24 protein-coding genes and 1 tRNA gene are annotated in these 23,444 nt (G+C 68.3%); 19 read left to right on the top strand and 6 right to left on the bottom strand.

What is annotated here, in order from left to right; translation table 11 throughout:
- Positions 1–12: 12 nt before the first annotated feature.
- The 8 genes from FB547_RS05795 to FB547_RS05760 all read left to right on the top strand — a co-directional run bounded on the left by FB547_RS05795 (position 13) and on the right by FB547_RS05760 (position 6,556).
- The gene (locus tag FB547_RS05795; protein ID WP_145740348.1) at positions 13–1,869 is read left to right on the top strand and encodes a tetratricopeptide repeat protein; all 1,857 of its coding nucleotides are present in this window, start codon (positions 13–15) and stop codon (positions 1,867–1,869) included.
- Positions 1,866–2,393 (top strand): lipoprotein insertase outer membrane protein LolB, encoded by a 528-nt coding sequence (locus FB547_RS05790; RefSeq protein ID WP_145740346.1) that lies wholly within the window; start codon positions 1,866–1,868, stop codon positions 2,391–2,393. Before FB547_RS05795 ends, FB547_RS05790 begins: the two co-directional genes overlap by 4 nt.
- Entirely contained in the window at positions 2,390–3,280 is an 891-nt protein-coding gene (gene ispE, locus FB547_RS05785) for a 4-(cytidine 5'-diphospho)-2-C-methyl-D-erythritol kinase (RefSeq protein WP_145740344.1), read from the top strand. Before FB547_RS05790 ends, ispE begins: the two co-directional genes overlap by 4 nt.
- A 66-nt stretch (positions 3,281–3,346) precedes the next feature.
- A tRNA-Gln gene (locus FB547_RS05780) sits at positions 3,347–3,423 on the top strand.
- Between the two features lie 140 nt (positions 3,424–3,563).
- Entirely contained in the window at positions 3,564–4,535 is a 972-nt protein-coding gene (locus FB547_RS05775) for a ribose-phosphate pyrophosphokinase (RefSeq protein ID WP_145740342.1), read from the top strand.
- 97 nt (positions 4,536–4,632) lie between these two features.
- The gene (locus FB547_RS05770; RefSeq protein ID WP_145740340.1) at positions 4,633–5,301 is read left to right on the top strand and encodes a 50S ribosomal protein L25/general stress protein Ctc; all 669 of its coding nucleotides are present in this window, start codon (positions 4,633–4,635) and stop codon (positions 5,299–5,301) included.
- Between the two features lie 74 nt (positions 5,302–5,375).
- On the top strand, positions 5,376–6,008 hold the full coding sequence (gene pth, locus FB547_RS05765) for an aminoacyl-tRNA hydrolase (protein ID WP_145740337.1): 633 nt from the start codon (positions 5,376–5,378) through the stop codon (positions 6,006–6,008).
- Positions 6,009–6,091: 83 nt separating this feature from the next.
- Positions 6,092–6,556 (top strand): hypothetical protein, encoded by a 465-nt coding sequence (locus tag FB547_RS05760; RefSeq protein ID WP_261380223.1) that lies wholly within the window; start codon positions 6,092–6,094, stop codon positions 6,554–6,556.
- On the opposite strand, the gene FB547_RS05755 is transcribed toward FB547_RS05760, so the two are convergent.
- Positions 6,542–6,841, bottom strand: coding sequence for a YfhL family 4Fe-4S dicluster ferredoxin (locus tag FB547_RS05755; protein ID WP_145740335.1), 300 nt, complete (start codon positions 6,839–6,841; stop codon positions 6,542–6,544). The two genes, FB547_RS05760 and FB547_RS05755, sit on opposite strands and share 15 nt — an antisense overlap.
- A gap of 63 nt (positions 6,842–6,904) precedes the next feature.
- Between FB547_RS05755 and FB547_RS05750 the strand changes: the two genes are divergently transcribed.
- The 7 genes from FB547_RS05750 to FB547_RS05720 all read left to right on the top strand — a co-directional run bounded on the left by FB547_RS05750 (position 6,905) and on the right by FB547_RS05720 (position 15,283).
- On the top strand, positions 6,905–7,855 hold the full coding sequence (locus FB547_RS05750) for an ABC transporter permease (RefSeq protein WP_145740334.1): 951 nt from the start codon (positions 6,905–6,907) through the stop codon (positions 7,853–7,855).
- Entirely contained in the window at positions 7,852–8,727 is an 876-nt protein-coding gene (locus FB547_RS05745; RefSeq protein ID WP_145740333.1) for an ABC transporter permease, read from the top strand. Before FB547_RS05750 ends, FB547_RS05745 begins: the two co-directional genes overlap by 4 nt.
- Positions 8,728–8,732: 5 nt before the next feature.
- The gene (locus FB547_RS05740) at positions 8,733–9,722 is read left to right on the top strand and encodes an ABC transporter ATP-binding protein (RefSeq protein ID WP_145740332.1); all 990 of its coding nucleotides are present in this window, start codon (positions 8,733–8,735) and stop codon (positions 9,720–9,722) included.
- Complete coding sequence (locus tag FB547_RS05735; protein ID WP_145740331.1) at positions 9,719–10,549, top strand: ATP-binding cassette domain-containing protein; 831 nt, start codon at positions 9,719–9,721, stop codon at positions 10,547–10,549. The genes FB547_RS05740 and FB547_RS05735 overlap by 4 nt, the downstream gene beginning before the upstream one ends.
- 135 nt (positions 10,550–10,684) lie before the next feature.
- The gene (locus tag FB547_RS05730) at positions 10,685–12,178 is read left to right on the top strand and encodes an ABC transporter substrate-binding protein (RefSeq protein WP_145740329.1); all 1,494 of its coding nucleotides are present in this window, start codon (positions 10,685–10,687) and stop codon (positions 12,176–12,178) included.
- A 205-nt stretch (positions 12,179–12,383) separates the two neighbouring features.
- A complete protein-coding gene (locus FB547_RS05725; RefSeq protein ID WP_145740327.1) occupies positions 12,384–13,871 on the top strand; it encodes an ABC transporter substrate-binding protein in 1,488 nt (495 codons plus the stop codon).
- Positions 13,868–15,283, top strand: coding sequence for an amidase (locus FB547_RS05720; RefSeq protein WP_145740325.1), 1,416 nt, complete (start codon positions 13,868–13,870; stop codon positions 15,281–15,283). The genes FB547_RS05725 and FB547_RS05720 overlap by 4 nt, the downstream gene beginning before the upstream one ends.
- 36 nt (positions 15,284–15,319) lie before the next feature.
- On the opposite strand, the gene FB547_RS05715 is transcribed toward FB547_RS05720, so the two are convergent.
- A complete protein-coding gene (locus tag FB547_RS05715; RefSeq protein ID WP_145740323.1) occupies positions 15,320–15,946 on the bottom strand; it encodes a YitT family protein in 627 nt (208 codons plus the stop codon).
- Between the two features lie 37 nt (positions 15,947–15,983).
- Positions 15,984–16,853 (bottom strand): LysR family transcriptional regulator, encoded by an 870-nt coding sequence (locus tag FB547_RS05710; protein ID WP_145740322.1) that lies wholly within the window; start codon positions 16,851–16,853, stop codon positions 15,984–15,986.
- Between the two features lie 112 nt (positions 16,854–16,965).
- Here FB547_RS05710 and FB547_RS05705 point away from each other — a divergent pair, with 112 nt between their 5' ends.
- The 3 genes from FB547_RS05705 to FB547_RS05695 all read left to right on the top strand — a co-directional run bounded on the left by FB547_RS05705 (position 16,966) and on the right by FB547_RS05695 (position 20,463).
- Positions 16,966–17,364 carry a tautomerase family protein gene (locus tag FB547_RS05705; protein ID WP_145740320.1) on the top strand — a complete coding sequence of 133 codons (399 nt, stop codon included), beginning with the start codon at positions 16,966–16,968 and terminating at the stop codon, positions 17,362–17,364.
- Between the two features lie 31 nt (positions 17,365–17,395).
- On the top strand, positions 17,396–18,754 hold the full coding sequence (locus tag FB547_RS05700; RefSeq protein ID WP_145740318.1) for a tetratricopeptide repeat protein: 1,359 nt from the start codon (positions 17,396–17,398) through the stop codon (positions 18,752–18,754).
- 113 nt (positions 18,755–18,867) lie between these two features.
- Positions 18,868–20,463 carry an N-acyl-D-amino-acid deacylase family protein gene (locus FB547_RS05695; RefSeq protein WP_145740316.1) on the top strand — a complete coding sequence of 532 codons (1,596 nt, stop codon included), beginning with the start codon at positions 18,868–18,870 and terminating at the stop codon, positions 20,461–20,463.
- A 6-nt stretch (positions 20,464–20,469) separates the two neighbouring features.
- On the opposite strand, the gene FB547_RS05690 is transcribed toward FB547_RS05695, so the two are convergent.
- Positions 20,470–21,162, bottom strand: coding sequence for a histidine phosphatase family protein (locus FB547_RS05690; RefSeq protein ID WP_145740314.1), 693 nt, complete (start codon positions 21,160–21,162; stop codon positions 20,470–20,472).
- 126 nt (positions 21,163–21,288) lie between these two features.
- Between FB547_RS05690 and FB547_RS05685 the strand changes: the two genes are divergently transcribed.
- Positions 21,289–21,990: an alpha/beta fold hydrolase gene (locus FB547_RS05685; RefSeq protein ID WP_261380222.1), complete on the top strand. Its 702-nt coding sequence runs from the start codon at positions 21,289–21,291 to the stop codon at positions 21,988–21,990.
- Here FB547_RS05685 and pcp read toward each other — a convergent pair.
- Positions 21,978–22,637, bottom strand: coding sequence for a pyroglutamyl-peptidase I (gene pcp, locus FB547_RS05680; RefSeq protein ID WP_145740311.1), 660 nt, complete (start codon positions 22,635–22,637; stop codon positions 21,978–21,980). The genes FB547_RS05685 and pcp overlap by 13 nt on opposite strands.
- A gap of 16 nt (positions 22,638–22,653) precedes the next feature.
- The gene (pxpA, locus tag FB547_RS05675) at positions 22,654–23,394 is read right to left on the bottom strand and encodes a 5-oxoprolinase subunit PxpA (RefSeq protein ID WP_145740309.1); all 741 of its coding nucleotides are present in this window, start codon (positions 23,392–23,394) and stop codon (positions 22,654–22,656) included.
- Positions 23,395–23,444: the final 50 nt, after the last annotated feature.

Raw genomic sequence — 23,444 nt, 5'->3', positions numbered from 1 at the left:
TATTATGGTTCGATGATTCCATCGCTCCGCCGACACCGCCTTGCGGCGGCCGCGTCTTTCGTCGTGTTGCTGGCTTGTGCCGCCCAGGCACAAAGCTCCGATCCCGCCACGCCCAAGAGCCCGACGCCCGCCATCGAACGGCCGGCACCATCCCGCCCCGGGACCAGGCCGGCGCCGGCCGCAGCCGCAGCCGCAGCCGCCGCGAAGCCGGCCGGCGACCCCGAGGCCCAGCCCTCCGCACTGACGGCCGAGCTGTTCTACGAAATCCTGATGGGCGAGATGACCGCGCGCTCCGGCGATCCCGGATCGGGCTACGCACTGGTGCTCGACGCGGCCCGGCGGCTGCGCGACGGCAAGCTGTTCCAGCGCGCGGTCGAGATCGCGCTGCAGTCGCGCTCCGGCGACGCGGCGCTCGCGGCCGCTCGTGCCTGGCAGGAGACGCTGCCCAACTCGCGCGATGCACGGCGCATCGAGCTGCAGATACTGATCGCGCTCAACCGCATCGGCGAAACGGTGGAGCCGCTGCGGGCCGAGATCGCCGCCACGCCGCAGATCGAGAAGCCGATGCTGATGGCGGTGATCGCGCGCAACTACTCGCGCGCCTCCGACAAGAAGCAGGCCGCCTCGGTGGTCGAGCAGGCGCTGTCCGACGAACTCAAGAGCCCGGCCACCGGCGCGCTGGCCTGGGCCACCATCGGCCGCATGCGCCTGAATGCCGGCGACACCTCCGGCGCCCTGGACGCCGCGTTCAAGGGCCAGCAGATGGACCCCGCCTCCGATGCACCGGCCGCGCTCGCGCTCGAGATGATCGACCCCGGCCAGCCGCTCGCGGAGCCGATCGTCACGCGCTACCTGGCCAACAACCCCAAGGCGCCACCCGACCTGCGCATCGCCTACGCGCGCGTGTTGGTCGAGAACCGGCGCTATGCGGATTCCACCGCGCAGCTGCAGGCGCTCACCGCGGCGCGGCCCGAACTGGCCGAGCCCTGGCTGCTGCTCGGCAGCCTGCAGGCGCAGGCCCGTCAGGACGCGGCGGCCGAAACATCGCTCAAGCGCTACATCGAGCTGGCGGCCAACCAGAAAGACCCGGACGACCGCCAGCGCGGCACCACGCAGGCCTACCTCGTCCTATCGCAGCTGGCGGAGCGCCGCAAGGACTTCACGGCCGCGGAGCGCTGGCTCGCACGCGTCGACAGCACCGACGACCTCGTGGTCGCGCAGACGCGCCGCGCGGGCCTGCTGGCGCGCCAGGGCAAGCTGCCGCAGGCGCGCGAACTCGTGCGCGGCCTGCCCGAGCGCACGCCCGAAGACAAGAAGCAGAAATTCCTCGCCGAAGTACAGCTGCTGCGCGATGCCAAGCAGTACCAGGCGGCCTACGACATGCTGGCGCAGGCTTCCGCCGCCGCCCCGAACGACAGCGACCTCGTCTACGACCAGGCCATGGTGGCCGAAAAGCTCAACCGCCTCGACGAGATGGAGCGGCTGCTGCGCAAGCTGATCGAGCTCAAGCCCGAGAACCAGAACGCCTACAACGCGCTCGGCTACTCCTTTGCCGATCGCAAGATCCGCCTCGACGAGGCCCGCACGCTGATCCAGAAGGCCGTGCAGCTGGCGCCTGAAGACCCGTTCATCGCGGACAGCCTGGGCTGGGTGGAATTCCGGCTGGGCAACACGACCGAGGCCATTCGCATCCTCGAGACAGCCTACAAGACCCGGCCCGACCCGGAAATCGGCGCGCATTTCGGCGAGGTGCTCTGGGCCACCGGCCAGAAGGACCGTGCGGTCACGATCTGGAAGGAAGCCCTGCTGAGCGATGCCGAGAACGAGACCCTGCAGGAAACGCTCAAGCGCCTGCGGGTCAAGCCGTGAGCGTGCCCGCCCCCCGCCGCCTTGCCGACGGGGGCCGCCGCGCCCTCCTGCTCGCGGGCGGGGCCGCGCTGCTCTCGATCGCCGGCTGCGCCCAGCTGGCAGGCGGCTCCTCCGCACCCCGAAGCGCGGACAGCTGGAGCGGCCGCATGTCGCTGCGCATCGACAGCCAGCCGGTACAGACCTTCTCGGCATTGTTCGAATTGCGCGGCTCCCCCGAGGCGGGCGAGCTCTCGCTCACGAGCCCGATCGGCAGCACCCTGGCCCAGCTGCACTGGTCGCCCGGCGAAGCCCTGCTCAAGAACGGCAGCGAGATCCGGCGCTTCGACTCGGTCGATGCACTGATCGAGGCCGCCACCGGCGCGGCCATACCGGTCGGTGCGCTGTTCGGCTGGCTCGCGGGCCGCGACGAGCGCGTGCCGGGCTGGCGCCCCGACCTCGCGCAGGTTGCGAACGGCCGCCTGCAGGCCACCCGCGAGTCTCCCGGGCCCACGGCGGACCTGCGCATCGTCTTCGAGCGGTCATGAAGGCGATCTACGACCTTCCCGCACCGGCCAAGCTCAACCTCTTCCTGCACATCACCGGCCGGCGCGAAGACGGCTACCACCTGCTGCAGTCGGTCTTCATGCTGATCGACTGGTGCGACACGCTCCACGTCGAACTCCGCAGCGACGGCCAGCTCAGCCGCGAAGACCTCACGACCGAACTGCCGCCCGACGACCTTGTGCTGCGCGCGGCGCGGGCGCTGCAGGCGCATGCGGCGCCCGGCCAGGGCGCCCACATCGGCGTTGCCAAGCAGGTGCCGGCGCAGGCCGGCATGGGCGGCGGCTCCTCGGACGCCGCCACCTGCCTCTTGGCGCTGAACCGCCTGTGGGGGCTGAACCTGCCGCTCTCGCGCCTGGCCGAGATCGGCGTGAAACTCGGTGCCGACGTGCCCTTCTTCCTGGGCGGGCGCAATGCCTGGGTCGAGGGAATCGGCGAGAAAATCAGGCCCGTGGACATCCCTTCCGCACGGTTCGTGGTGGCCAAGCCACCCCAGGGACTCGACACAAAGCTAATTTTTTCTGCGCCCGACCTTCAACGTGCCACTCCTGTTGCTATAATCTCGGGCTTTGCTGCAGATAGCGAACAGCTTGAAGCTCCAAACCCCGAAAGCAGCGCTTTCAAGGTTTTCGACTTCGGCCACAACGACCTGCAGCCGGTTGCCCAGCGGCTTTGCCCCGCGGTCACCGACGCCATCGAATGGCTCGGCGCCCAAGGATTGAAAGCCCGGATGACCGGCTCGGGAAGTTCGGTTTTCGCGAAAATGCCGCAAGCGCCGCAGGAAGCGGAACTGGCAAAAGCCCCACCGGGCTGGCAGGTTCGCCAATGCAGCAACCTGGCCGTTCATCCACTTTGGGGATGGGCGACCTGAAGATAGTCGGACTCTCATGGGTCCGATGCGACATATCGGTTTGTGGCGAAAGCCATCGACCCGTGTAGGGGAGTCGCCAAGCTGGTTAAGGCACTGGATTTTGATTCCAGCATGCAAAGGTTCGAATCCTTTCTCCCCTGCCAAACTCTTCAAACTGCGGCCCACCGGCCGCAGTGCTTCTTTTGCAGCATGCCCGCTGCAATAATCGGTGGCCCTCGGGCTGCCACGACTCGAACTCTTTGGCGGCTTCCTAAAAGCCAATTCGCACTGCCGGGACGCGCTCATGCAGGCTAATCACCCTGATTTCATGGTTTTCACCGGCAACGCCAATCCTGGCCTCGCCGCAGAAATCGCGCAGAACCTCGGTACCTCGCTGGGTGCCGCGCGCGTTGGACGTTTCTCCGACGGCGAAGTCACCGTCGAGATCAATCAGAACGTCCGGGCGCGCGATGTGTTCGTGGTGCAGTCGACCTGCGCTCCGACCAACGAGAACCTGATGGAACTGCTGATCATGGTCGACGCGCTCAAGCGCGCCTCGGCCGAGCGGATCAGCGCGGTGATTCCCTACTACGGCTATGCCCGCCAGGACCGCCGCCCGCGTTCGAGCCGCGTGCCGATCTCGGCCAAGGTGGTGGCCAACCTGCTCGAAACCGTGGGCGTCGAGCGCGTGCTCACGATGGACCTGCACGCCGACCAGATCCAGGGCTTCTTCGACATCCCGGTCGACAACATCTATGCCTCGCCGGTGCTGCTGGGCGACCTGCGCCAGAAGAACTACGAAGACCTGATCGTGGTCTCGCCCGACGTCGGCGGCGTGGTGCGCGCCCGCGCGCTGGCCAAGCAACTGAACTGCGACCTCGCCATCATCGACAAGCGCCGCCCGAAGGCCAACGTGAGCGAGGTGATGAACGTGATCGGCGAAATCGACGGCCGCAACTGCGTGATCATGGACGACATGATCGACACCGCCGGCACGCTCGTGAAGGCGGCCGAAGTGCTCAAGGAGCGCGGCGCGAAAAGCGTCTACGCCTATTGCACGCACCCGATCTTCTCGGGCCCGGCCATCGAGCGCATCACCCACTCCGCACTCGACGAAGTGGTCGTGACCAACACCATTCCCCTCTCCGACAGCGCCCTGGCGTGCGGAAAGGTCCGCCAGCTCTCGGTGGCACCGCTGATCGCCGAGACGATCCAGCGCATTGCCAAGGGCGAGTCGGTCATGAGTTTGTTCTCGGACCAGGACAACCTGTTCTGATCCAGGCAAAAAGCGGGCGCCGCCTTCCTTTTTTCGGAATGGCGCCCTTGTTGAACCGGAGTCGCACTGGTCGCGGTGGACTCCTACAGGAGTAGTTATGAAATTCGTCGCTTTTGAGCGCGCCAAGCAGGGCACGGGTGCGAGCCGCCGTCTCCGCATCTCGGGCAAGACGCCCGGTATCGTCTACGGTGGTGAAGGCAAGCCCCAGCTGATCGAGCTCGATCACAACGCGCTGTGGCACGCCCTCAAGAAGGAAGCCTTCCACTCGTCGATCCTCGAAATGGAACTCGGCGGCGCCACCAGCAAGGTGCTGCTGCGCGACGTGCAGTACCACCCGTTCCGCCAGCTGGTGCAGCACATCGACTTCCAGCGCGTCGACGCCAAGACCCGCATGCACATGAAGGTGCCGCTTCACTACAAGGGTGAAGAAGAGTCCGACGCCGTCAAGCTCGACCACAACCTCGTGACCCACGTCATGAACGAACTCGAAGTCAGCTGCCTGCCGGCCGACCTCCCCGAGTTCATCGAGGTGGACCTCTCGAGCCTCAAGAAGAACGCCACGCTGCACGTGAGCGACATCAAGCTGCCCAAGGGCGTGAAGTTCGTGAGCCACGGCAAGCTGAACCCCGTCATCGTGTCGGCCGTGCCGCCGCTGGTCTCCGAAGAGCCGGCCCCCGCCGCCGAAGGTGCAGCACCTGCCGAAGGCGCAGCAGCAGCCGGTGGCAAGCCTGCCGCCAAGACGGCAAAGCCCGCCGCGAAGAAGTAATTTCTCTCGCGTCCCTGCAGAAGGCCCGCCTCGTGCGGGCCTTCTGCTTTTTGGGCGGCGAGATAATTCCCCTCATGATCAAGCTGTTTGTCGGCCTCGGGAATCCGGGGCCTGAATACGAAGCCACCCGGCACAACGCCGGCTTCTGGTGGATCGACGCCCTGGCGCGCGACTGGAAGCTCAACCTCGTGCCCGAGCGCAGCTACCACGGCCTTGCAGCGCGCGCGAACATCGACGGGCAAAGCGTCTGGCTGCTGGAGCCGCAGACCTTCATGAACCTGTCGGGCAAATCGGTGGGCGCGCTTGCGCGCTTCTTCAAGATCGCGCCCGAGGAAATCCTCGTGGTGCACGACGAGCTCGACGTGGTGCCCGGCCAGGCCAAGCTCAAGTTCGGCGGCAGCCATGCGGGCCACAACGGCCTGCGCGACATCCATGCGCAGTTGGGCACCGGCGACTACTGGCGCCTGCGCCTGGGCATCGGACACCCCGGCGTGAAGTCGGAGGTCATCAACTGGGTGCTCAAGAAGCCGCTCAAGGAACAGCGCGAAGCCATCGAGGACGCGATCGTGCGCACGCTGCACGCGGCGCCCGCGCTGGTGGCGGGCGAAATGGAAAAAGCCACCTTGATCATCCACACGAGCAAACCGCCCCGGCCCAAACCGCCGCGGCGGGAGCCCGGCGACGGAGGCACACCCGCTACAGCCTAGTCAGCCGGCCAAGAGAGCGCGGGAGAGCAAAGAAAAAAGGGAGAGAAAAAGAAATGACAAATAAAACCAGGGCCAGGAAAGCAATGGGTGCCGCCTTGCTTTTGGCGGCCTGCGGCACTTTCTGGATGCCCGCCGCGGCGCAGGGAAGGTCCGAGACCTACCGCTGCGGCAACACCTACACGGACCGTCCCTGCGAAGGCGGAAAGCAGCTGGCGCTGGACGACGCGCGCACCGAGGCGGACCGCCGCGCGGCCGATGCCGCCACGCGCCGCGCCGAGCAGCGCGCCGACCAGCTCGAGCGCATCCGCCTGTCGCAGGAAAAAGAGGCCTACGAGCGCAGCCGCCGCTCGGCGCACGATGCCCGGCAGGCCGCCATGGCCGAACGCCGGCTCGCGTCTTCCGAACAGCTGGCGCGCGCACGGGCCCAGAGACTCGGCGCGGAACCCCGCAAATCGAGCCCGCGCTTCAGCGGTGCGGCCAACGACAGGCCTGCCGCCGCGCAAGGCAACAGCCGCAGGAAAAAGCGGAATGATTCAGGTGCCGGCTGAGGGCGCCTGAGGCGGCTCGGCGGCCGCGGCCTTTGCCTTGGCCGCGGCGAGCCGCTCGAACTTCTGCCAGAGCGTTTCGCGGCTTTCCACGTGCGCCGGGTTGATCGGAATGCACGCCACCGGGCAGACCTGCACGCACTGCGGCTCGTCGAAGTGGCCGACGCATTCGGTGCACTTGTGCGGGTCGATCTCGTAGAACTCCGCGCCCATGAAGATCGCATCGTTCGGGCACTCGGGCTCGCAGACATCGCAGTTGATGCATTCGTCGGTGATCATGAGAGCCATGCCCCGATTATCGCGAACAAGGCACGGTTGTTGCACGAGTCGGGTTATGCTGCGCCCCGCCCCATGAGCCTGTTCATTTTCAAGCGCCTCGCCACGCTGATCGGTACGCTGATCGGCGCCTCGGTCATCGTCTTCCTCGTCCTGGAGATCCTGCCCGGCAATGCCGCGCAGATGCTCATGGGGCCCGACGCCGCGCCCGAAGCGGTCGCCGCCCTGGCCACCAAGCTCGGGCTCGACCAGCCGGCCTGGACGCGCTACTGGCACTGGATCGCGGGCCTCCTGACCGGCAACCTGGGCGACAGCTACGCCTACAGCTCGCCGGTGCTCGACCTCATCCTCGAACGCCTCGCGCTGACCGTGCCGCTCGCGCTGCTCGCGATGGCCTTCACCACGGTGCTCGCGCTGCTGGTGGGCGTGACCGCCGCCGCGCGCCACAACAAGCTCGGCGACGTGGGCCTGATGGGGCTCACGCAGGTGGGCATCGCCATTCCCAATTTCTGGTTCGCGATCCTGCTGATCCTGGTGTTCTCGGTTCAGCTGCAGTGGTTCTCGGCCGGCGGCTTCGAGGGCTGGGGCGAAGGCATCTTCGCGGGCCTCAAGTCGCTGCTGCTGCCGGCGCTGTCGCTGGCGGTGGTGCAGGCCGCGATCCTCGCGCGCATCACGCGCTCGGCGGTGCTCGAGGTGATGCGCGAAGACTTCGTGCGCACGGCGCGGGCCAAGGGCGTTTCGCAACGCGCGGTGCTCTGGACCCATGTGCTGCGCAACGCGATGATCCCGGTGGTCACCGTCATGGGCATGCAGTTCTCCGAACTGCTGGCCGGCACCATCGTGGTGGAGAACGTGTTCTACCTGCCAGGCCTGGGCCGGCTGATCTTCCAGGCCATCAGCAACCGCGACCTGATCGTGGTGCGCAACTGCGTGATGCTGCTCGCGGCCCTGGTGGTCATCGTGAACTTCGTGGTCGACGTGCTCTATGCCGTGATCGATCCGCGCATCAAGGCGAGCGACATATGACCGCGATAACCGCTCCGAGCGCAGCGGCGCTCAAGGTGCCGGGCTTCTGGCGCCGCGCGCTCAGGCACCGCAGCTTCGTGCTCGGCGGCGTGCTCACGCTGCTCCTGCTGCTGGCCGCCGCCGTCTCGCTGGTGTGGACGCCCTGGTCGCCCTACGAGATGGACATGGCCAGCAAGCTCAAGCCGCCCTCGGGCGCGCACTGGCTGGGCACCGATACCTTCGGGCGCGACGTGGCTTCGCTGCTGCTGGTGGGAGCGCGCGCATCCATCCTCGTGGGCGTGATCGCGGTGGGCATCGGCCTCGTCGTGGGCACCGCGCTGGGCCTGCTGGCCGCGGCGCGGCGCGGCTGGGTCGAGGAAGCGATCATGCGGCTCACCGATTTCTCGCTCGCGTTTCCGGCCATCCTGTCGGCCATCATGATGACGGCGGTGTTCGGCGCCGGCATCGTCAACGCGATCATCGCGATCGGCATCTACAACATCCCGACCTTTGCGCGCATCACGCGCGCCTCGGCCAATGCCATCTGGTCGCGCGAATACGTGGCGGCCGCGCGAGCCTGCGGCAAGGGCTCGTTCGCCATCACGATGCAGCATGTGCTGCCCAACATCTCGGCCGTGCTGATCGTGCAGATCACGATCCGCTTCGCGATCGCCATCCTGGCCGAGGCCGCCCTTTCCTACCTCGGTCTGGGCACGCAGCCGCCGCAGCCCTCGTGGGGCCGCATGCTCAGCGAGGCGCAGACGATGATGTTCCAGTCGCCGCTGCTCGCGGTGTTCCCCGGCATGGCCATTGCCATGGCGGTGCTCGGTCTCAACCTGCTCGGCGACGGGCTGCGCGACCTGCTCGATCCGCGCCTTGCGCGCGCCCGCTAAGCGATATGCCTCTTCTCGAAGTCCAGGACCTGCATGTCGAACTGCAAACGCAGCGCGGCCCCGCCGAGGCCGTGCGCGGCATCGGCTTCACGCTCGAGCGCGGCGAAACGCTGGGCATCGTGGGCGAGTCGGGCTGCGGCAAGTCGATCACGGTGATGTCGCTGATGGGCCTGTTGCCGTCGACCGCCAAGGTCAGCGGCAGCATCCGCTTCGACGGCACCGAGCTCGTGGGCCGCGATGAAAAAGCCATGTGCCAGATCCGCGGCAACCGCATCGGCATGATCTTCCAGGAGCCGATGACGGCGCTGAACCCGGTGCACACCATTGCGCGCCAGGTCGGCGAGCCGCTGCGGCTGCACCGCGGGCTCACGGGCGCCGCAGCGCGCAAGGAAGTGCTGGCGCTGCTCGAGCGCGTGGGCATTCCCGATGCGGCTTCGCGGCTCGATGCCTATCCGCACCAGTTCTCGGGCGGGCAGCGCCAGCGCATCGGCATCGCCATGGCGCTGGCCTGCGGCCCCGACCTGCTGATTGCCGACGAGCCCACCACGGCGCTGGACGTCACCATCCAGAAGCAGATCCTCGAACTGATCCAGGGCCTGGTCGCGGAGCGCGGCATGGCACTGATCCTGATCTCGCACGACCTGGGCGTGATTGCGCAGAGCGTCTCGAAGATGCTGGTGATGTACGGCGGCAGCGTGGTCGAGAGCGGTCCGACCGAAACCGTGTTTGCCGAGCGCGCGCATCCCTATACGCAGGGCCTGTTCGCGGCGCGGCCGGCGCTCGGCGCGCCGCGCGGCATTCGCCTGGCCACCATCCGGGGCAGCGTGCCCGAACTGGTCGACCTGCCGCCGGGCTGCCCTTTTGCGGGCCGCTGCAAGTACACGGTCGATGCCTGCCACACGATGCGGCCGCCACCCACCGTGCTGCGGCACGCGCACGCGGTGCGCTGCATCCGGCTCGAGGAAATTGCCGCGGAAGGCGCGCTCGAATCATGAATCAACCCGCCAGCACGCAGCCCCTGCTCGAGGTGACCGACCTTGTGCGCCACTACGCCCTGCCGCGCGAAAAGCTCTTCGGGCCGCCGCCGCTGGTGAAGGCGCTCAACGGCGTCAGCTTCAGCGTCGCGGCCGGCCGCAGCCTGGGCATCGTGGGCGAATCGGGCTCGGGCAAGTCGACCATCGCACGCCTGGTGATGGCGCTCGACACGCCCACCTCGGGCAGCGTGCGCATGCTGGGCCGCGACCTGCACAGGCTGCCCAGGGGCGAGCTGCGCACGGCGCGGCGCGACTTCCAGATGGTGTTCCAGGACCCCTACGGCTCGCTCGATCCGCGCCAGACCGTGGCGCGCATCGTCGCCGAGCCACTCGAAGCGCTGGCCGAATCCAGCCGCGCCGAGCAGCGCGAGCGCGCCTCCGAGGCGCTGGCCGCCGTGGGCCTGCGCACCACCGACATGGACAAGTACCCGCACGAATTCTCGGGCGGGCAGCGCCAGCGCATCGCGATTGCGCGCGCGCTCATCACGCGGCCCAAGCTCATCGTGGCCGACGAGCCCGTGAGCGCGCTCGACGTGTCGGTGCAGGCCCAGGTGCTCAACCTCATGCAGGACCTGCAGCAGCAGTTCGGCGTGAGCTACCTGCTCATCAGCCACGACCTTGCGGTGGTGAACCATCTGTGCGACGAGGTCTGCGTGGTGTGGAAAGGCAAGATCGTCGAGCAGGGCCCGCCCGGCGAGCTGTTCCGCCATGCGCAGCATCCGTACACGCGCACGCTGCTCGAGGCGGTGCCGCGCACGCCCGCCGGCGGCACGCTGCTGGCCGCCTGAACACTCCGCCGGGCGGTGGCCTGACATCGAAGCTTCGCGCGCCGACTCTAGGATGAGTGGGTCATAAGCATCTGGTTGCGCGGCCGCCCTCTCTCGCGCAAGATGCCTGCCCCCTTGTTCCGAGGACACCGCTTCATGCTCAAACGACGCACCCTGCTGGCCACCGGGGCCGCAGCCCTGGCCCCTCTCGCGCTGCTGACGACCGCCTTCGCGCAGAGAAAAAAGGACGCGCTGGTGCTGGCGCTCACGCTGGAGCCCACCGGGCTCGACCCCACGGCCAAGGCCGGTGCCGAGATTGCAGAGGTGGTTCTCTACAATGTCTTCGAGACGCTCACGAAGATCAATTCCGACGGCAGCGTTTCGCCCCTGCTGGCCGAGCGCTGGGAAGTCTCGCCCGACCTCAAGACCTGCACCTTCCAGCTGCGGCGCGGCGTGAAGTTCCACAACGGCGAGCCCTTCGACGCGAACACCGTCAAGTTCTCGTTCGACCGCGCCGCTGCGGCCAACAGCACCAACAAGGACAAGCGCACCTTCACCAACATCGCCACGCAGGTGGTCGACCAGCACACGGTGGTGCTGATCAGCAAGGAGATCGAGCCCGAGCTGCTCTTCCTGCTGGGCCAGGCCTCGGCCATCATGGTCGAGCCCAAGACGGTGGAGACGAACGCCGTCAAGCCCGTGGGCACCGGCCCCTACCGGCTCGACGGCTGGGCCAAGGGCTCGGCCATCGTGCTCGCCAAGTGGGAGGGGTACCGCAACGCCGACGCGGTGCAGATCCGCAAGGCGAGCTTCCGCTTCATTTCCGAGCCGGCCGCACAGGCGACGGCATTGCTCTCGGGCGACGTCGACCTGTTCCCGCACGCCTCGGTCTCGCGCAGCCTGCCGCAGTTCCAGAACGACAAGCGCTTCCAGGTGCTGTTCAATGCCTCGCGCGGCAAGACCATCCTGGCCATCAACAACAGGCGCAAGCCGCTCGACGACGTGCGCGTGCGCCGCGCGATTGCCGCGGCCATCGACCGCAAGGCGGTGATCGAGGCCGCCGCGGACGGCCGCGGCGTGCCCATCGGCAGCCACTACGTGCCGGGCGCGCCGGGCTACGTCGACACCACGGGCATCAACCCCTACAACGTCGAGAAGGCGAAGCAGCTCCTGGCCGAGGCAGGCGTGAAGACGCCGTTCGAACTCGAGCTGGTGCTGCCGCCCCCGCCCTATGCGCGGCAGGGCGGCGAGCTCATTGCCGCGCAGCTGGCCAAGGTGGGCATCGTCGCCAGGATCCAGAACGTCGAGTGGGCGCAGTGGATCAGCGGCACCTACGGCAACAAGAACTACGACCTCTCGCTGATCCTGCACGTGGAACCCTTCGACCTCGTGAACTACACCAAGCCCGAGTACTACTGGGGCTACCAGTCGGCCAGGTTCAACGAGGTGTTCGACAAGGCGCGCAACAGCGCGCGCACCGCCGACCGGCTGCGCTACCTGGGCGATGCGCAGCGCCTGCTGGCCGAGGACGCGGCCAATGTCTTCCTCTACCAGCCGCAGTTCATCACGGTGGCGGCGCGCGGCCTGCGCGGGCTCTGGAAGGACACGCCGATCTTCGTCAACGACATCGCCGCGCTCTCCTGGAGCTGAGGTTCGGCATCCGGGAACGTCCCGAGGAAAAAGCCCCTGCGCGGCCCAGCGCCAAAGCCTGCGCTGCGAGAGAATGGCTCGCTGCCCGCGCGTGGCATCTTTCGTGCTGCGTGTCCTTCCTTCGTGCCGCCGCGCCTCCAATCGGGGCGCGCCGCGCATGGGAAGCAGCCATTCGCACCCATCGTTTTTCCGGAGATCACAACGTATGTTGAACCGTCGCACCCTCCTTGCCACCGCTGGCGCCACCGTGGCGCTGGCCTCTCCCATCGCCGGCATGGCGCAGGGGCGGAAGGACGCCATCGTGATCGGCATGGCGCTCGAGCCGCCGGGGCTCGATCCGACCGCCGGCGCCGCAGCCGCCATCGCGGAGGTGGTGCACTACAACATCCTGGAGACGCTCACCAAGATCAACGCCGACGGCAGCGTCGCGCCGCTGCTGGCCGAGAGCTGGGAAGTCTCGCCCGACCTGAAGACCTACACCTTCAAGCTCCGCCGCGGCGTCAAGTACCAGAACGGCGAGCCCTTCAATGCCGCCACCGTGAAGTTCTCCTTCGACCGCGCCGGCGGCGAGAAGAGCACCAACAAGGACAAGCGCACCTTCGCGAACCTGAGCACGCAGGTGGTGGACGACTACACGGTGGTGGTCATCAACAAGGAAATCGACCCCGACCTGCCCTTCGTGCTGGGCCAGGCCACGGCCGTGATCGTCGAGCCCAAGAGCGCCGACGGCAACGCCACCAAGCCGGTCGGCACCGGCCCCTACAAGCTCGACAGCTGGGCCAAGGGCTCGTCGATCACGCTGAGCAAGTGGGAGGGCTTCCGCAGCCCGGCCACGGCCAAGATCAACAAGGTCACCTTCCGCTTCATATCCGACACGGCCGCGCAGGCCGCCGCGCTGATGGCCGGCGACGTCGACGTGTTCACGCGCATCGGCACCCGCGCGGTGCCGCAGTTCAAGATGAATCCGCAGTTCCAGGTGATCCTGGCCGGCTCGCGCGCGAAGACCATCCTGTCGATCAACAACAAGAAGAAGCCGCTCGACGACGTGCGCGTACGCCGCGCCATCCTCGCGGCCATCGACCGCAAGGCCGTGATCGAAGGCGCGGCCGACGGCTTCGGCGTGCCGATCGGCAGCCACTACGTGCCGGGTGCCGCAGGCTATGTCGACACCACGGGCCTCAACCCCTTCGACGTCGAGAAGGCCAAGAAGCTGATGGCCGAGGCCGGCGTGAAGACGCCGCTCGAACTCACCATGACGCTGCCGCCGCCTCCCTACGCGCGCCAGGGCGGCGAGGTGATCGTGGCGCAGCTCGCCAAGATCGGCATCACGGTCAAGGTGCAGAACGTCGAGTGGGCGCAGTGGCTCAGCGGCACCTACGGCAACAAGGACTACGACCTGTCGATCGTTTCGCACGTCGAGCCCTTCGACCTCGGCAACTATGCCAAGCCCGACTACTACTGGGGCTACCAGTCGAAGGCCTTCAACGCGCTGTTCGACAAGATCAAGACCACGGCCAATGCCGCCGAGCGCAACAAGCTGCTCGGCGAAGCGCAGAAGATGCTGGCGGTCGACGCGGCCAACGGCTTCCTCTACCAGCCGCAGTTCCCCACCATCGCGAAGAAGAACGTGAAGGGCCTGTGGAAGGAGAACCCGATCTTCGTGAACGACCTCTCGGCGCTGTCATGGGGATGAGTGCCGACGTGTCGTCTTCTTCACTGAACGAGCTTTCCGCCCAGGAACTCTCCGCCGCCTACCGCGACAGGCGCCTGTCCCCTGTCGAGGTCACGCAGGCCGTCATCGCGCAGATCGAGCGCTGCGAGCCCAAGCTGCAGGCCACCTGGCTTTTCAGGCCCGAAGCCGCGCTCGAGCAGGCGCGCGCTTCGGAAGCGCGCTGGCAGCGCGGCGATGCGCTCGGTCCGCTCGACGGCGTGCCGGCCACCATCAAGGAGAACATCGCGACCCGCGGCGATCCGATGCCGGCCGGTACGGCCGCCGTCGACCTGAAGCCCGCGCCCGCCGATGCACCGCCCGCCGCGCGCCTGAAGGAAGCCGGCGCGGTGATCGTGAGCAAGACCACCATGCCGGACTACGGCATGCTGTCCTCGGGGCTCTCGAGCTTTCACACGCTGGCGCGCAACCCCTGGGACCTGAGCCGGACCCCCGGCGGCTCGAGCGCCGGCGCCGGTGCGGCGGCCGCCGCGGGCTATGGCCCGCTGCACATCGGCACCGACATCGGCGGGTCGCTCCGGCTGCCCGCGAGCTGGTGCGGCATCTTCACGCTCAAGCCGAGCCTGGGCCGCATCCCGATCGATCCGCCCTACATGGGCCGCGCGGCCGGGCCGATGACGCGCAGCGTGGGCGATGCCGCGCTGATGATGCAGGTGCTTTCGAAGCCCGATGCGCGCGACAGCATGAGCCTGCCGCCGCAGGACATCGCCTGGGAGAGCTTCGACGTATCGCCCGACCACCTGCGCGGACTGCGCATCGGGCTGCTGCTGGACGCGGGCTGCGGCCTCGCGGTCGAGCCCGAGATCCAGGCGGCGGTCGAACATGCGGCGCGCCTGTTCGAAAAGGCGGGCGCCATCGTCGAACTCATGCAGCCATTCATGTCGCAAGCCATGCTCGACGGCATGGACCACCTGTGGCGCATGCGCTCGCTGGTGGACATGAAGGCGCTGCGCCCCGACCAGCGCGCCAAGGTGCTGCCCTACATCCGCGAGTGGGCCGAGAGCGCGGCCGAATTCAGCGGCGAGCATGTGTTCCGCGGCTTCAGCCAGTTCCATGCGACGCGCGTGGCCACGGTACAGGCCTGCGCGCGCTTCGACTACGTGCTCTCGCCGGTGTCGCCGAACATGCCCGCGGCCGCGGAGGCGCCTTCGCCCACCAACGATCCGCTGCGGCCCCTGGAGCACATCGGCTTCACGGTGCCGTTCAACATGTCGGAGCAGCCGGCTTCGTCGGTGAACTGCGGGTACTCGGCGGGCGGATTGCCGATCGGGCTGCAGATCGCAGGGCAGCGCTTCGACGACCTTGGCGTGCTGCGCGTGTCGCGTGCGTTCGAGCAGATACGGGAGCCGCAGCGGCCCTGGCCTGTGGCGCCTTGAACAACGGCGCCTGAACAAAACAGCAGCGCCAGAAAATCAAGTCGCGGCGTAGCGCCCCGGCTTGTGGTTGATCCACAGAAAAAGCCCCATCACCACCGCAGCCAGCACCGACCAGCCCACGCGCTGCGGCGGAATCACGAACAGCGCGAGCAGCACCACCGTGCAGTCGATGCCGATCTGCACCTTGCCGGCGGGCCAGCCGCGCTTTTCCTGCAGGTACAGCGTCAGCACCGTCGCGCCGCCCAGGCTCGCGCGATGGCGCGCGAGGAACAGGCAGCCGGTGCCCAACAGCAGGCCGCCGAGCACCGCTGCGAAAGCCGGGTGCAGCGAATCGATCGAGATGTAGCGCGGCGCCCAGTCGGTCATCACCGACAACAGCGCAATCGCCGAGAAGGTCTTGACCGTGAAGGCCCTTCCCATGTGGCGCCATGCGAACCAGTAGAACGGCAGGTTCACCAGGAAGAACACCTTGCCGAAGCTCACGCCCGTGGCGTAGTGCAAGAGGAATGCGACACCGGCCGTGCCGCCCGTGAGCAGCCCCGCCTGGCCGAACAACATCATGGCAATGGCAACGAACAGCGTGCCCGAAAAGATGGCCTGCGCGTCGTCGAAGCGGGAGTGACGCAGCAGTTCGGGCCGCGTGGTGGGTTGTGGCGCATCCATGGCGGACCTGACGCAAATCCCGCGCCACCCGGCGGCCTCAGACCAGGTGGGTTGCCAGCATCTCCCGCGCGCGCGTCACGAATTCGGTCTCTCCGCGGCGGGCGGGCAGGAACTGGAACGCGACCCGGGGCAGGGCCGGCAGGCCGTGCGGCGGCGCGAGCCGGGCGACCCCTTCGCACACCGCCGATTCGTTGAGGCAGGCCACCCCCAGCCCCGCGGCCAGCGCCGACTGCAAGCCCGCCACGCCCGAAGCCACGTGTGCCAGCACATACGGCACCCGGCGCCGCCGCAGCAGCGCCACGGTGTACTGATGCAATGAGCAGGTGTCCGGCAAGGCGAGCAGCCGGACCGGCTCGCCGCGCGCGAGCCGCATGCCGGCCGCGCCGAGCCACGCGAGCGATTCGCGCCGGATCACCGGTGCCTTCGCACCCTGCTCGGGCGATGGCGATGACCCGGCAATGTTCATCGCCAGCCCCACGTCGAAATCGCCGTGCGCATAGGCGGCCCGCAGCGCGTCGCTCTTCATGATGCTCACGTTCAGCCGCACCTGCGGATAGCTCTCGCCAAGGCGCCCCAGCAGCCGCGTGAGATCGCCGGGACGAAAGTAGTCGGTCACGGCGAGCCGCAGTTCGCCCTGCAGTGTCTCGCCATGCAGGTCGCGGAATGCCTCGTCGCTGAGCGCGAGGATGCGGCGCGCATAGGCCAGGAGCCGCGTGCCGGCCTCGGTCGGCGCCACGCCGGCCTTGCTGCGCGTGAGCAGAGACTGCCCCGCCCGCTCCTCCAGCTTGCGTATCTGCTCGCTGACCGACGACTGCGACAGGAAGACGCGCGGCGCCGCGGCCGTGAGGCTGCCGGCATCGATCACCGCGGCCAGGGTGCGAAGCTGTTCCAGGTGGAAGGTCTGCATGGCTTATCAATCCGTATTTCCGATGAATCTCATCATATCTTCCTGCTTTTCCGATGCCATAGGAATCCCCACAATAGCCCCATCGTTCACTCATTCCTTCAAGGAGTTCCAAATGCCGCACATCGTTGTCCACCTCTCGGGCGAACCCGACGCCCAGCTCACGCGCAAGACCGTCGACGCGGTCGCCGAACTGACCCAGAGCGTGCTCGGCAAGCAATTGCCGGTGATCGCCATCACGGTGCAGTACATCGCCGCCGACACATGGTTCATCGGCGGACAGTCGCTGGCCTCGCTCGGCAAGTCGGCCTTCCACCTCGACATCAGCATTACCGACGAAACCAACACCAAGGCCGAAAAGGCACGCTACCTGCGCGAGGTGCATGCCGCCATGGCGCGGCTGCGGCCCGATCTGCACGAGGTGTCGTACATCCATGTGATCGACGCCCGCGGCGCGGCCTACGGCTACGGCGGAAAGACGCAGGAGTACCGCCACCAGCAAGCGGGCGTTTGAAGCCTGTGGCGGGGCATGGCACCATCCGGCCATGCCCTCCGCCACCCTGCACGCCGACAGCTTCGGCAACCCGCTCACGCTCGACGATGCGGCCAGCCTGCCGCTGGTCGAGGACTTCGTCATGGGCTTCGTGTCGACCGAGGCGCGCGCGGTCAACCTGCTGGCCCTCGCCGGGCGCGACGCGAGCCCCATGGTGCAGGCCTACTGCGCAACGCTGCACCTCTTTGCGGAATCGCGCGACGCCGCAGCCAATGCACGCCCCTTCCTCACAAGGGCCCGCGCCGCGTCCGGGCGCGCCACGCCGCGCGAGCGGCGCTACATCGCAGCCATCGAGGCCTGGGCCGAGGGCGACATCGCCAAGGCCATCGCCCTGCACACCGAGCAGGCGCGGGAATACCCACGCGACCTGGTGTCGGTGAAGCTGGGGCAATACCACTGCTTCAACACCGGCGACTGCCCGGGCATGCTCCGGCTCGCGCTCGCCGCGCTGCCGGCCGCGTCCGAGGTGCCCTATGTGCACGGCATGGCCGCCTTCGGCTACGAGCAGTGCCACCTGATGCGTGAGGCCGAGGCCAGCGCGCGCCGCGCCATCGGCATGTGCCGCAAGGAGCCTTGGGCGCACCATGCGCTGGCGCATGTGATGCTTACCGAAGGCCGGCTCCGCGAAGGGCTGGCCTTCATGCAGGGCGTGAGCGACACCTGGAGCGGTCTCAATTCGTTCATGGTCACGCACAACTGGTGGCACGTGGCGCTGTTCCTGATCGAGCTCGGCCGCGACGAGGAGGCGCTCGCGCTGTACGACCGCGAGGTGTGGGGCGTGGTGAAGGACTATTCGCAGGACCAGATCGGCGCCGTCTCGCTGCTCGCGCGCTTCGAGCTTGCGGGCATCGACGTCGGCACACGGTGGGACGACGTGGCGAACCACCTGCTGCAGCGCACCGCCGACCATGTGCTGCCCTTCCTCGACCTGCAGTACCTGTATGGCCTGGCGCGCGCCGGGCGCCCTGAAGCCGATGCGTTGCTGCGCAACATCGAGGCCCATGCGCCGCGCGCGCCGCTCTCGACGCGCGCCGCCTGGCAGAGCGTGTGCGTGCCGGCCGCGCGCGGGCTCGCGGCCCATGCGCGCGGCGATTTCGCCTCCGCCGTCGAAGGACTCGGCAGCGCCCTGCCGCGCCTGGTCGAGATCGGCGGCAGCCATGCGCAGCGCGACCTGTTCGAGCAGGTGTACCTCGATGCGCTCATGCGCATCGGCAGCGAGGCCGCGCTCGCAGGCGCCCAGGACATCCTGCAGCAGCAGCTCAACGGCCAGCCCGAATCGCTGCGCCTGCGGCGCCAGGCCGGCGAGGTGTATGCGCGGCTCGGCCTCGGGCAGCTCGCTCCCCGTCCCTGAGGCACGGGCAAGGACCATGCATTCCGGTCATGGGAGGTGGCGCAAAAGGAATTAACGGACACGCGGGGGCGACTTCTAAACTGCCCGCTCCACATCGCTCCGGGCTCCCTCCCATGCAGAAATCAGTCGTCGTGCTCGCCATCTCCGCGGCTTTGGCAAGCCTCTCATCCGCAGCCCCCGGCGCAACCGATGCCCTCGTCGAGCTCGACCTGCTGCTGCGCGGAGGCACCGTCTACACCGGCGATTCGGACAAACCCGTGGTGGGCGACGTCGGCATCGCGGGCGACCGCATCGTCTTCGCTGGCCGGAAGGCGCCGCCACAGTTCAGCGCGCGGCGAACCATCGACGCGGCCGGCCTGGTCGTGGCGCCGGGCTTCATCGATGCGCACACCCACGCCGATGCCGACCTGCATTCCACCGATCCGCACAAGCGCCTGAACATTCCCTTTCTCACCCAGGGCGTGACCACCGCGGTCATCGGCAACGACGGCTTCGGCGGCTTCGACATCGCCGCGCAGACGCAGCGCCTGCGATCGGCGCCCGTTGGAACCAACGTCGCCATGTACGTGGGCTTCGGCCCCGTGCGCATCGACCAGCTCGGCGAAGCCAACCGTACACCCACGCCCGAGCAGCTCGACGCCATGCGCCGGCACGTGAGCCGCGCCATGTGCGACGGCGCGCTGGGGCTTTCGACCGGGCTTTTCTATCCGCCGCAGAATTTCTCGAAGACCGAGGAAGTGATCGAGCTCGCGAAGGTCGCGGCCCGCCACGGCGGGCTCTACGACAGCCACATCCGCGACGAGTCGATGTACAACATCGGGCTCAAGGGCGCCATCGAGGAAGTGATCCGCATCGGCCACGAAGCCCGCCTGCCGGTGCATGTGGCGCACATCAAGGCACTGGGCGTGGACGTGCAGGGCCAGAGCGGCGACATCATCCGCCGCATCGAGAAGGAGCGCGCTGCCGGCCTCGACATCACGGCCGACCACTATCCGTGGACGGCATCGAGCACGCGTTTCTCGGCCGCGCTCGTGCCGCCCTGGGCGGTCGATGGCGGGCGCGCGGCAATGCTCAAGCGCTTCGACGACCCGGCCGTCCAGGAGCGCCTGCGCACCGGCATGCGCGAGAACCTGCGCCTGCGCGGCGGTCCGGAGACCATCCTGTTCTCGGCCGGCAGCACCAGGTACGTGGGCAAGACGCTGGCCGACGTGGCCAAGGCCTCGAATGCCGATCCGGTGGATGCCGCCATCGCCGTGCTGCGCGACGGCGACCTGATGATCGCCTCGTTCAACCAGAGCGACGACGACGTGCGCGCGTTCATGAAGCGGCCGTGGGTCATGACCTCGTCCGACTCCTCGCTGGGCCATCCGCGCGCCTACGGCACCTTCGCGCGCAAGTACGACCAGTACGTGGTGAAGGAACACACGATCTCGATGGGCCAGTTCATCCGCAGCAGCTCGTCGCTGACCGCGGACACGCTGGGACTCCGACAGCGCGGGCACCTGCGGCCGGGCTACTACGCCGACGTGGTCGTGTTCGACCCCGCACGCTATGCCGCCAGGGCCACCTACACGCAGCCGGCACTGCTGTCGGAAGGCGTGGTCGCGGTGCTGGTGAACGGCCGCCTGGCGGTGGATGCCGGCAAGCCCACGGGCGTGGGCGCGGGCCAGCCGCTGCTGCGCACGCCGAAGGCCGGCAGCTGCACCTGAGGCGGCTCAGCTCTTCTTCAGATGCCGCCGCTGGTCGTAGGTCGGCTGCGGCGGCAGGTCGGCCAGGTGCCGCGTGTCGGCCCAGTCGAGAATTTCGATGGCATCGGGCATGGCGGGATCGGCAATGCGGATGCGGTTGAAGCCCGCGTTGGGAATGTCGCTCTGGCGCGGCCCGCTCAAACTGAGCCCGCGCGCGGTGCGCCACACCATGTCGAGCACGCCGCCGTGCGTGACGACCACCAGCCGCTGCCCCCGGTGCGCAGCAGCCAGTGCGCCGATGGCCGCGACGATGCGGGTGTGGAATTCGCGCGCCGTCTCGCCTTCGGGCATGGCGTGGTCCTCGCGGAACTCCAGCCATTGCTCCCAGGCACGCGGATGCAGCGCCTGGATCTCGTCGGCCCGCATGCCTTCGACGATGCCGAAGTACTGCTCGCGCAAGCCCGCCGACGTGACCACCGGCAGCGACAGCTGCAGCGCGGCCGGCGCGGCGGTCTGCTGCGCGCGCATGAGGTCGCTGCTGATGATGTGCTGCGCGGTTTCGCCCGCCAGGCGCAGTCCGAGGCGGCGCGCCTGCTCGTGGCCGATGTCGTTGAGCGGCACGTCGGCATGCCCCTGGAAGCGCAGCTCGCGGTTCCAGGCGGTCTCGCCGTGGCGGATCAGGATGAGTTCGGTCGCGGAGTCGGGTGGAGGCATGGGCATGGAGTGCCCATTCTCCACTGCGCGCGTGACGCTCGGGACCTGGGTGGCTGCATCTGTTGCAGGGCCGCCACCTGCAGCGCGAACGGCGCCGCGCTCGACGCGCCGGCGATGGCGCAAAATCCGGCCATGCCCCACCTTGTCCTGCTGCCCGGCCTTGCCTGCGACGAGCGCATCTGGGAGGCCCAGATTCCCGCGCTCGCGCCCCTGTTCGAAACGCGCGTGAGCGACGCCCACATGCGGCACGACACCATCGAAGCCATGGCCGCGGCCGTGCTGCGCGAGAACCCCGGCCCGCTGCTGCTCTGCGGCGCGTCGATGGGTGGCATGGTGGCAATGGAAGCCGCGCGGCAGGCGCCGGATCGCATCGCGGGGCTCGCACTGCTGGGCACCAACGCACGGCCCGAGGCGCCCGAGATGTACGAACTGCGCGAAAGCGCGATCGAACTGTTCGAGCGCGGCGAGCTGCGCGACGTGATCGAGCCCAACGTCGTGTTTGCGTTCCACCCGGCACAGGCCGCCGATGAGGCGCTGGTGCAGCGCTACGTCGACATCGTGCTGGATGCCGGGACGCAGCAGCTCATCGTCCAGAACCGCGCCGTGATGCGGCGTCCCGATGCGCGCATCCACCTGCCCTCCTTGCGCGCACCGGTGCTGCTGGTCTGCGGCGACACGGACCGGCTGACTCCGCCCGACTGCACGCGCGAGATCGCGGCACTGGTGCCGCATGCCGAGGTGGTGTGGGTGGCGCAATGCGGCCACATGCTGACGATGGAGAAGCCCGCTTTCGTGAATGCGGCGCTGCTCGGCTGGCTCACTCAGTGGAGCTGACCGCCGGTTTCGGCGACGTCCTTTTCAACGGCCAGCGCGGTCGCAACCGCAATGCGCAGCGCCTCGACCATGGTGGCCAGCGACATGCTCGGCGCGCCGGGAAAACGCGCCGCCTGCTCGGGCAGGTAGGGAATGTGGATGAAGCCGCCGCGCAGCCCGGCCGCCGGATGCGTGGCGATGCGATGCATCAGGCCGTAGAAGAGATGGTTGCAGACGAAGGTGCCGGCCGTGTTCGAGACCGACGCCGGAATGCCGGCCGCGCGCAGGTCGCGCACCATGGCCTTGATCGGCAGCGTCGAGAAATACGCGGCGGGCGCGCCGGGCACCACGGGCACGTCGATCGGCTGGCGGCCCGCGTTGTCGGCGATGCGGCCGTCGTCGATGTTGATGGCCACGCGCTCGGGCGTGATCTCGGCGCGGCCGCCGGCCTGGCCGATGCACAGCACCAGCCGGGGCTGCAGTTCGTCCATCGCACCCGCGAGCGCCTCGATGGCCTGGCCGAAGACGCAGGGCATCCGGCGCGCGTGCACGGTGGCGTGGCCGCACTGCCAGCCGTCGAGTGCGCGCACGGCCTCCCATGAGGGGTTGAGGGCTTCGCGTTCGAACGGATCGAATCCGGTCAGCAGGACATCGGTTCGCTGTGCCACGGCTTGACCCGGGCGCTCAGGCCGTCGCGCGAACCACGATGCCCTCTTGCTCCAGGCGCTCGCGAATGCGCCGCGCAAAGGCCAGCGCGTGGGCACCATCGCCATGCAGGCAGACGGTCTGGGCATTGACCGGCACGATGCTGCCGTCGATGGCCCTGACCTTGCGGTCGCGCACCAGCGAGAGCGTCTGGGCGAGCGACTGCTCCTCGTCCTCGATCAGCGCGCCGGGCTGGCTGCGCGGCACCAGGCTGCCGTCGGGCATGTAGCCGCGGTCGGCAAACACCTCTTCGACCGGCGTGAGCCCGGCGCGGCGCGCGGCATCGATCATGCCGCTGCCCGCAAGGCCGAAGAACCGCAGCGAAGGGTCGAAACGCCGCACCGCCTCGCAGAGCGCGTCGGCGAGTTCGGGCTCCTTCACCGCCTGGTTGTAGAGCTGGCCGTGCGCCTTCACGTGCGAGAGCTGGCCGCCCTCGGCCTTGGCGATCGCGGCCAGCGCGCCGACCTGGTAGAGCACGTTGGCCACGATCTCGTCGGGCGGCAGGTGCATGGTGCTGCGGCCGAAGTTCTCGCGGTCCGGGAAGCTCGGATGGGCGCCGATGGCCACGCCGCGCTCGATGGCCCAGCGCACGCATTGCCGCATGGTCCTGGCGTCGCCCGCATGCCAGCCGCATGCGATGTTGGCCGAGCTCACGAGGCCGAGCAGTGCTTCGTCGCTGCCGGCGCCTTCGCCGAGGTCGGCATTCAGGTCGATTTGCATGGGGTTGATTCCTTCTTCAAGACGGGCCGGCACGTCGGGGCGAGCCGGCG

The sequence above is a fragment of the Variovorax beijingensis genome (assembly GCF_007828835.1).
Lineage (GTDB): Bacteria > Pseudomonadota > Gammaproteobacteria > Burkholderiales > Burkholderiaceae_C > Variovorax > Variovorax beijingensis_A.
This window is presented reverse-complemented; position numbering and strand designations above follow the sequence as displayed.

Bases quoted from the DNA above. Each gene is read 5' to 3' on its own strand.
- FB547_RS05795 (WP_145740348.1), top strand. From the start codon at position 13: ATGATTCCATCGCTCCGCCGACACCGCCTTGCGGCGGCCGCGTCTTTC.
- ispE (WP_145740344.1), top strand. From the start codon at position 2,390: ATGAAGGCGATCTACGACCTTCCCGCACCGGCCAAGCTCAACCTCTTC.
- FB547_RS05775 (WP_145740342.1), top strand. From the start codon at position 3,564: ATGCAGGCTAATCACCCTGATTTCATGGTTTTCACCGGCAACGCCAAT.
- FB547_RS05770 (WP_145740340.1), top strand. From the start codon at position 4,633: ATGAAATTCGTCGCTTTTGAGCGCGCCAAGCAGGGCACGGGTGCGAGC.
- pth (WP_145740337.1), top strand. From the start codon at position 5,376: ATGATCAAGCTGTTTGTCGGCCTCGGGAATCCGGGGCCTGAATACGAA.
- FB547_RS05760 (WP_261380223.1), top strand. From the start codon at position 6,092: ATGGGTGCCGCCTTGCTTTTGGCGGCCTGCGGCACTTTCTGGATGCCC.
- FB547_RS05755 (WP_145740335.1), bottom strand. From the start codon at position 6,841: ATGGCTCTCATGATCACCGACGAATGCATCAACTGCGATGTCTGCGAG.
- FB547_RS05750 (WP_145740334.1), top strand. From the start codon at position 6,905: ATGAGCCTGTTCATTTTCAAGCGCCTCGCCACGCTGATCGGTACGCTG.
- FB547_RS05745 (WP_145740333.1), top strand. From the start codon at position 7,852: ATGACCGCGATAACCGCTCCGAGCGCAGCGGCGCTCAAGGTGCCGGGC.
- FB547_RS05740 (WP_145740332.1), top strand. From the start codon at position 8,733: ATGCCTCTTCTCGAAGTCCAGGACCTGCATGTCGAACTGCAAACGCAG.
- FB547_RS05735 (WP_145740331.1), top strand. From the start codon at position 9,719: ATGAATCAACCCGCCAGCACGCAGCCCCTGCTCGAGGTGACCGACCTT.
- FB547_RS05730 (WP_145740329.1), top strand. From the start codon at position 10,685: ATGCTCAAACGACGCACCCTGCTGGCCACCGGGGCCGCAGCCCTGGCC.
- FB547_RS05725 (WP_145740327.1), top strand. From the start codon at position 12,384: ATGTTGAACCGTCGCACCCTCCTTGCCACCGCTGGCGCCACCGTGGCG.
- FB547_RS05720 (WP_145740325.1), top strand. From the start codon at position 13,868: ATGAGTGCCGACGTGTCGTCTTCTTCACTGAACGAGCTTTCCGCCCAG.
- FB547_RS05715 (WP_145740323.1), bottom strand. From the start codon at position 15,946: ATGGATGCGCCACAACCCACCACGCGGCCCGAACTGCTGCGTCACTCC.
- FB547_RS05710 (WP_145740322.1), bottom strand. From the start codon at position 16,853: ATGCAGACCTTCCACCTGGAACAGCTTCGCACCCTGGCCGCGGTGATC.
- FB547_RS05705 (WP_145740320.1), top strand. From the start codon at position 16,966: ATGCCGCACATCGTTGTCCACCTCTCGGGCGAACCCGACGCCCAGCTC.
- FB547_RS05700 (WP_145740318.1), top strand. From the start codon at position 17,396: ATGCCCTCCGCCACCCTGCACGCCGACAGCTTCGGCAACCCGCTCACG.
- FB547_RS05695 (WP_145740316.1), top strand. From the start codon at position 18,868: ATGCAGAAATCAGTCGTCGTGCTCGCCATCTCCGCGGCTTTGGCAAGC.
- FB547_RS05690 (WP_145740314.1), bottom strand. From the start codon at position 21,162: ATGCCCATGCCTCCACCCGACTCCGCGACCGAACTCATCCTGATCCGC.
- FB547_RS05685 (WP_261380222.1), top strand. From the start codon at position 21,289: ATGCCCCACCTTGTCCTGCTGCCCGGCCTTGCCTGCGACGAGCGCATC.
- pxpA (WP_145740309.1), bottom strand. From the start codon at position 23,394: ATGCAAATCGACCTGAATGCCGACCTCGGCGAAGGCGCCGGCAGCGAC.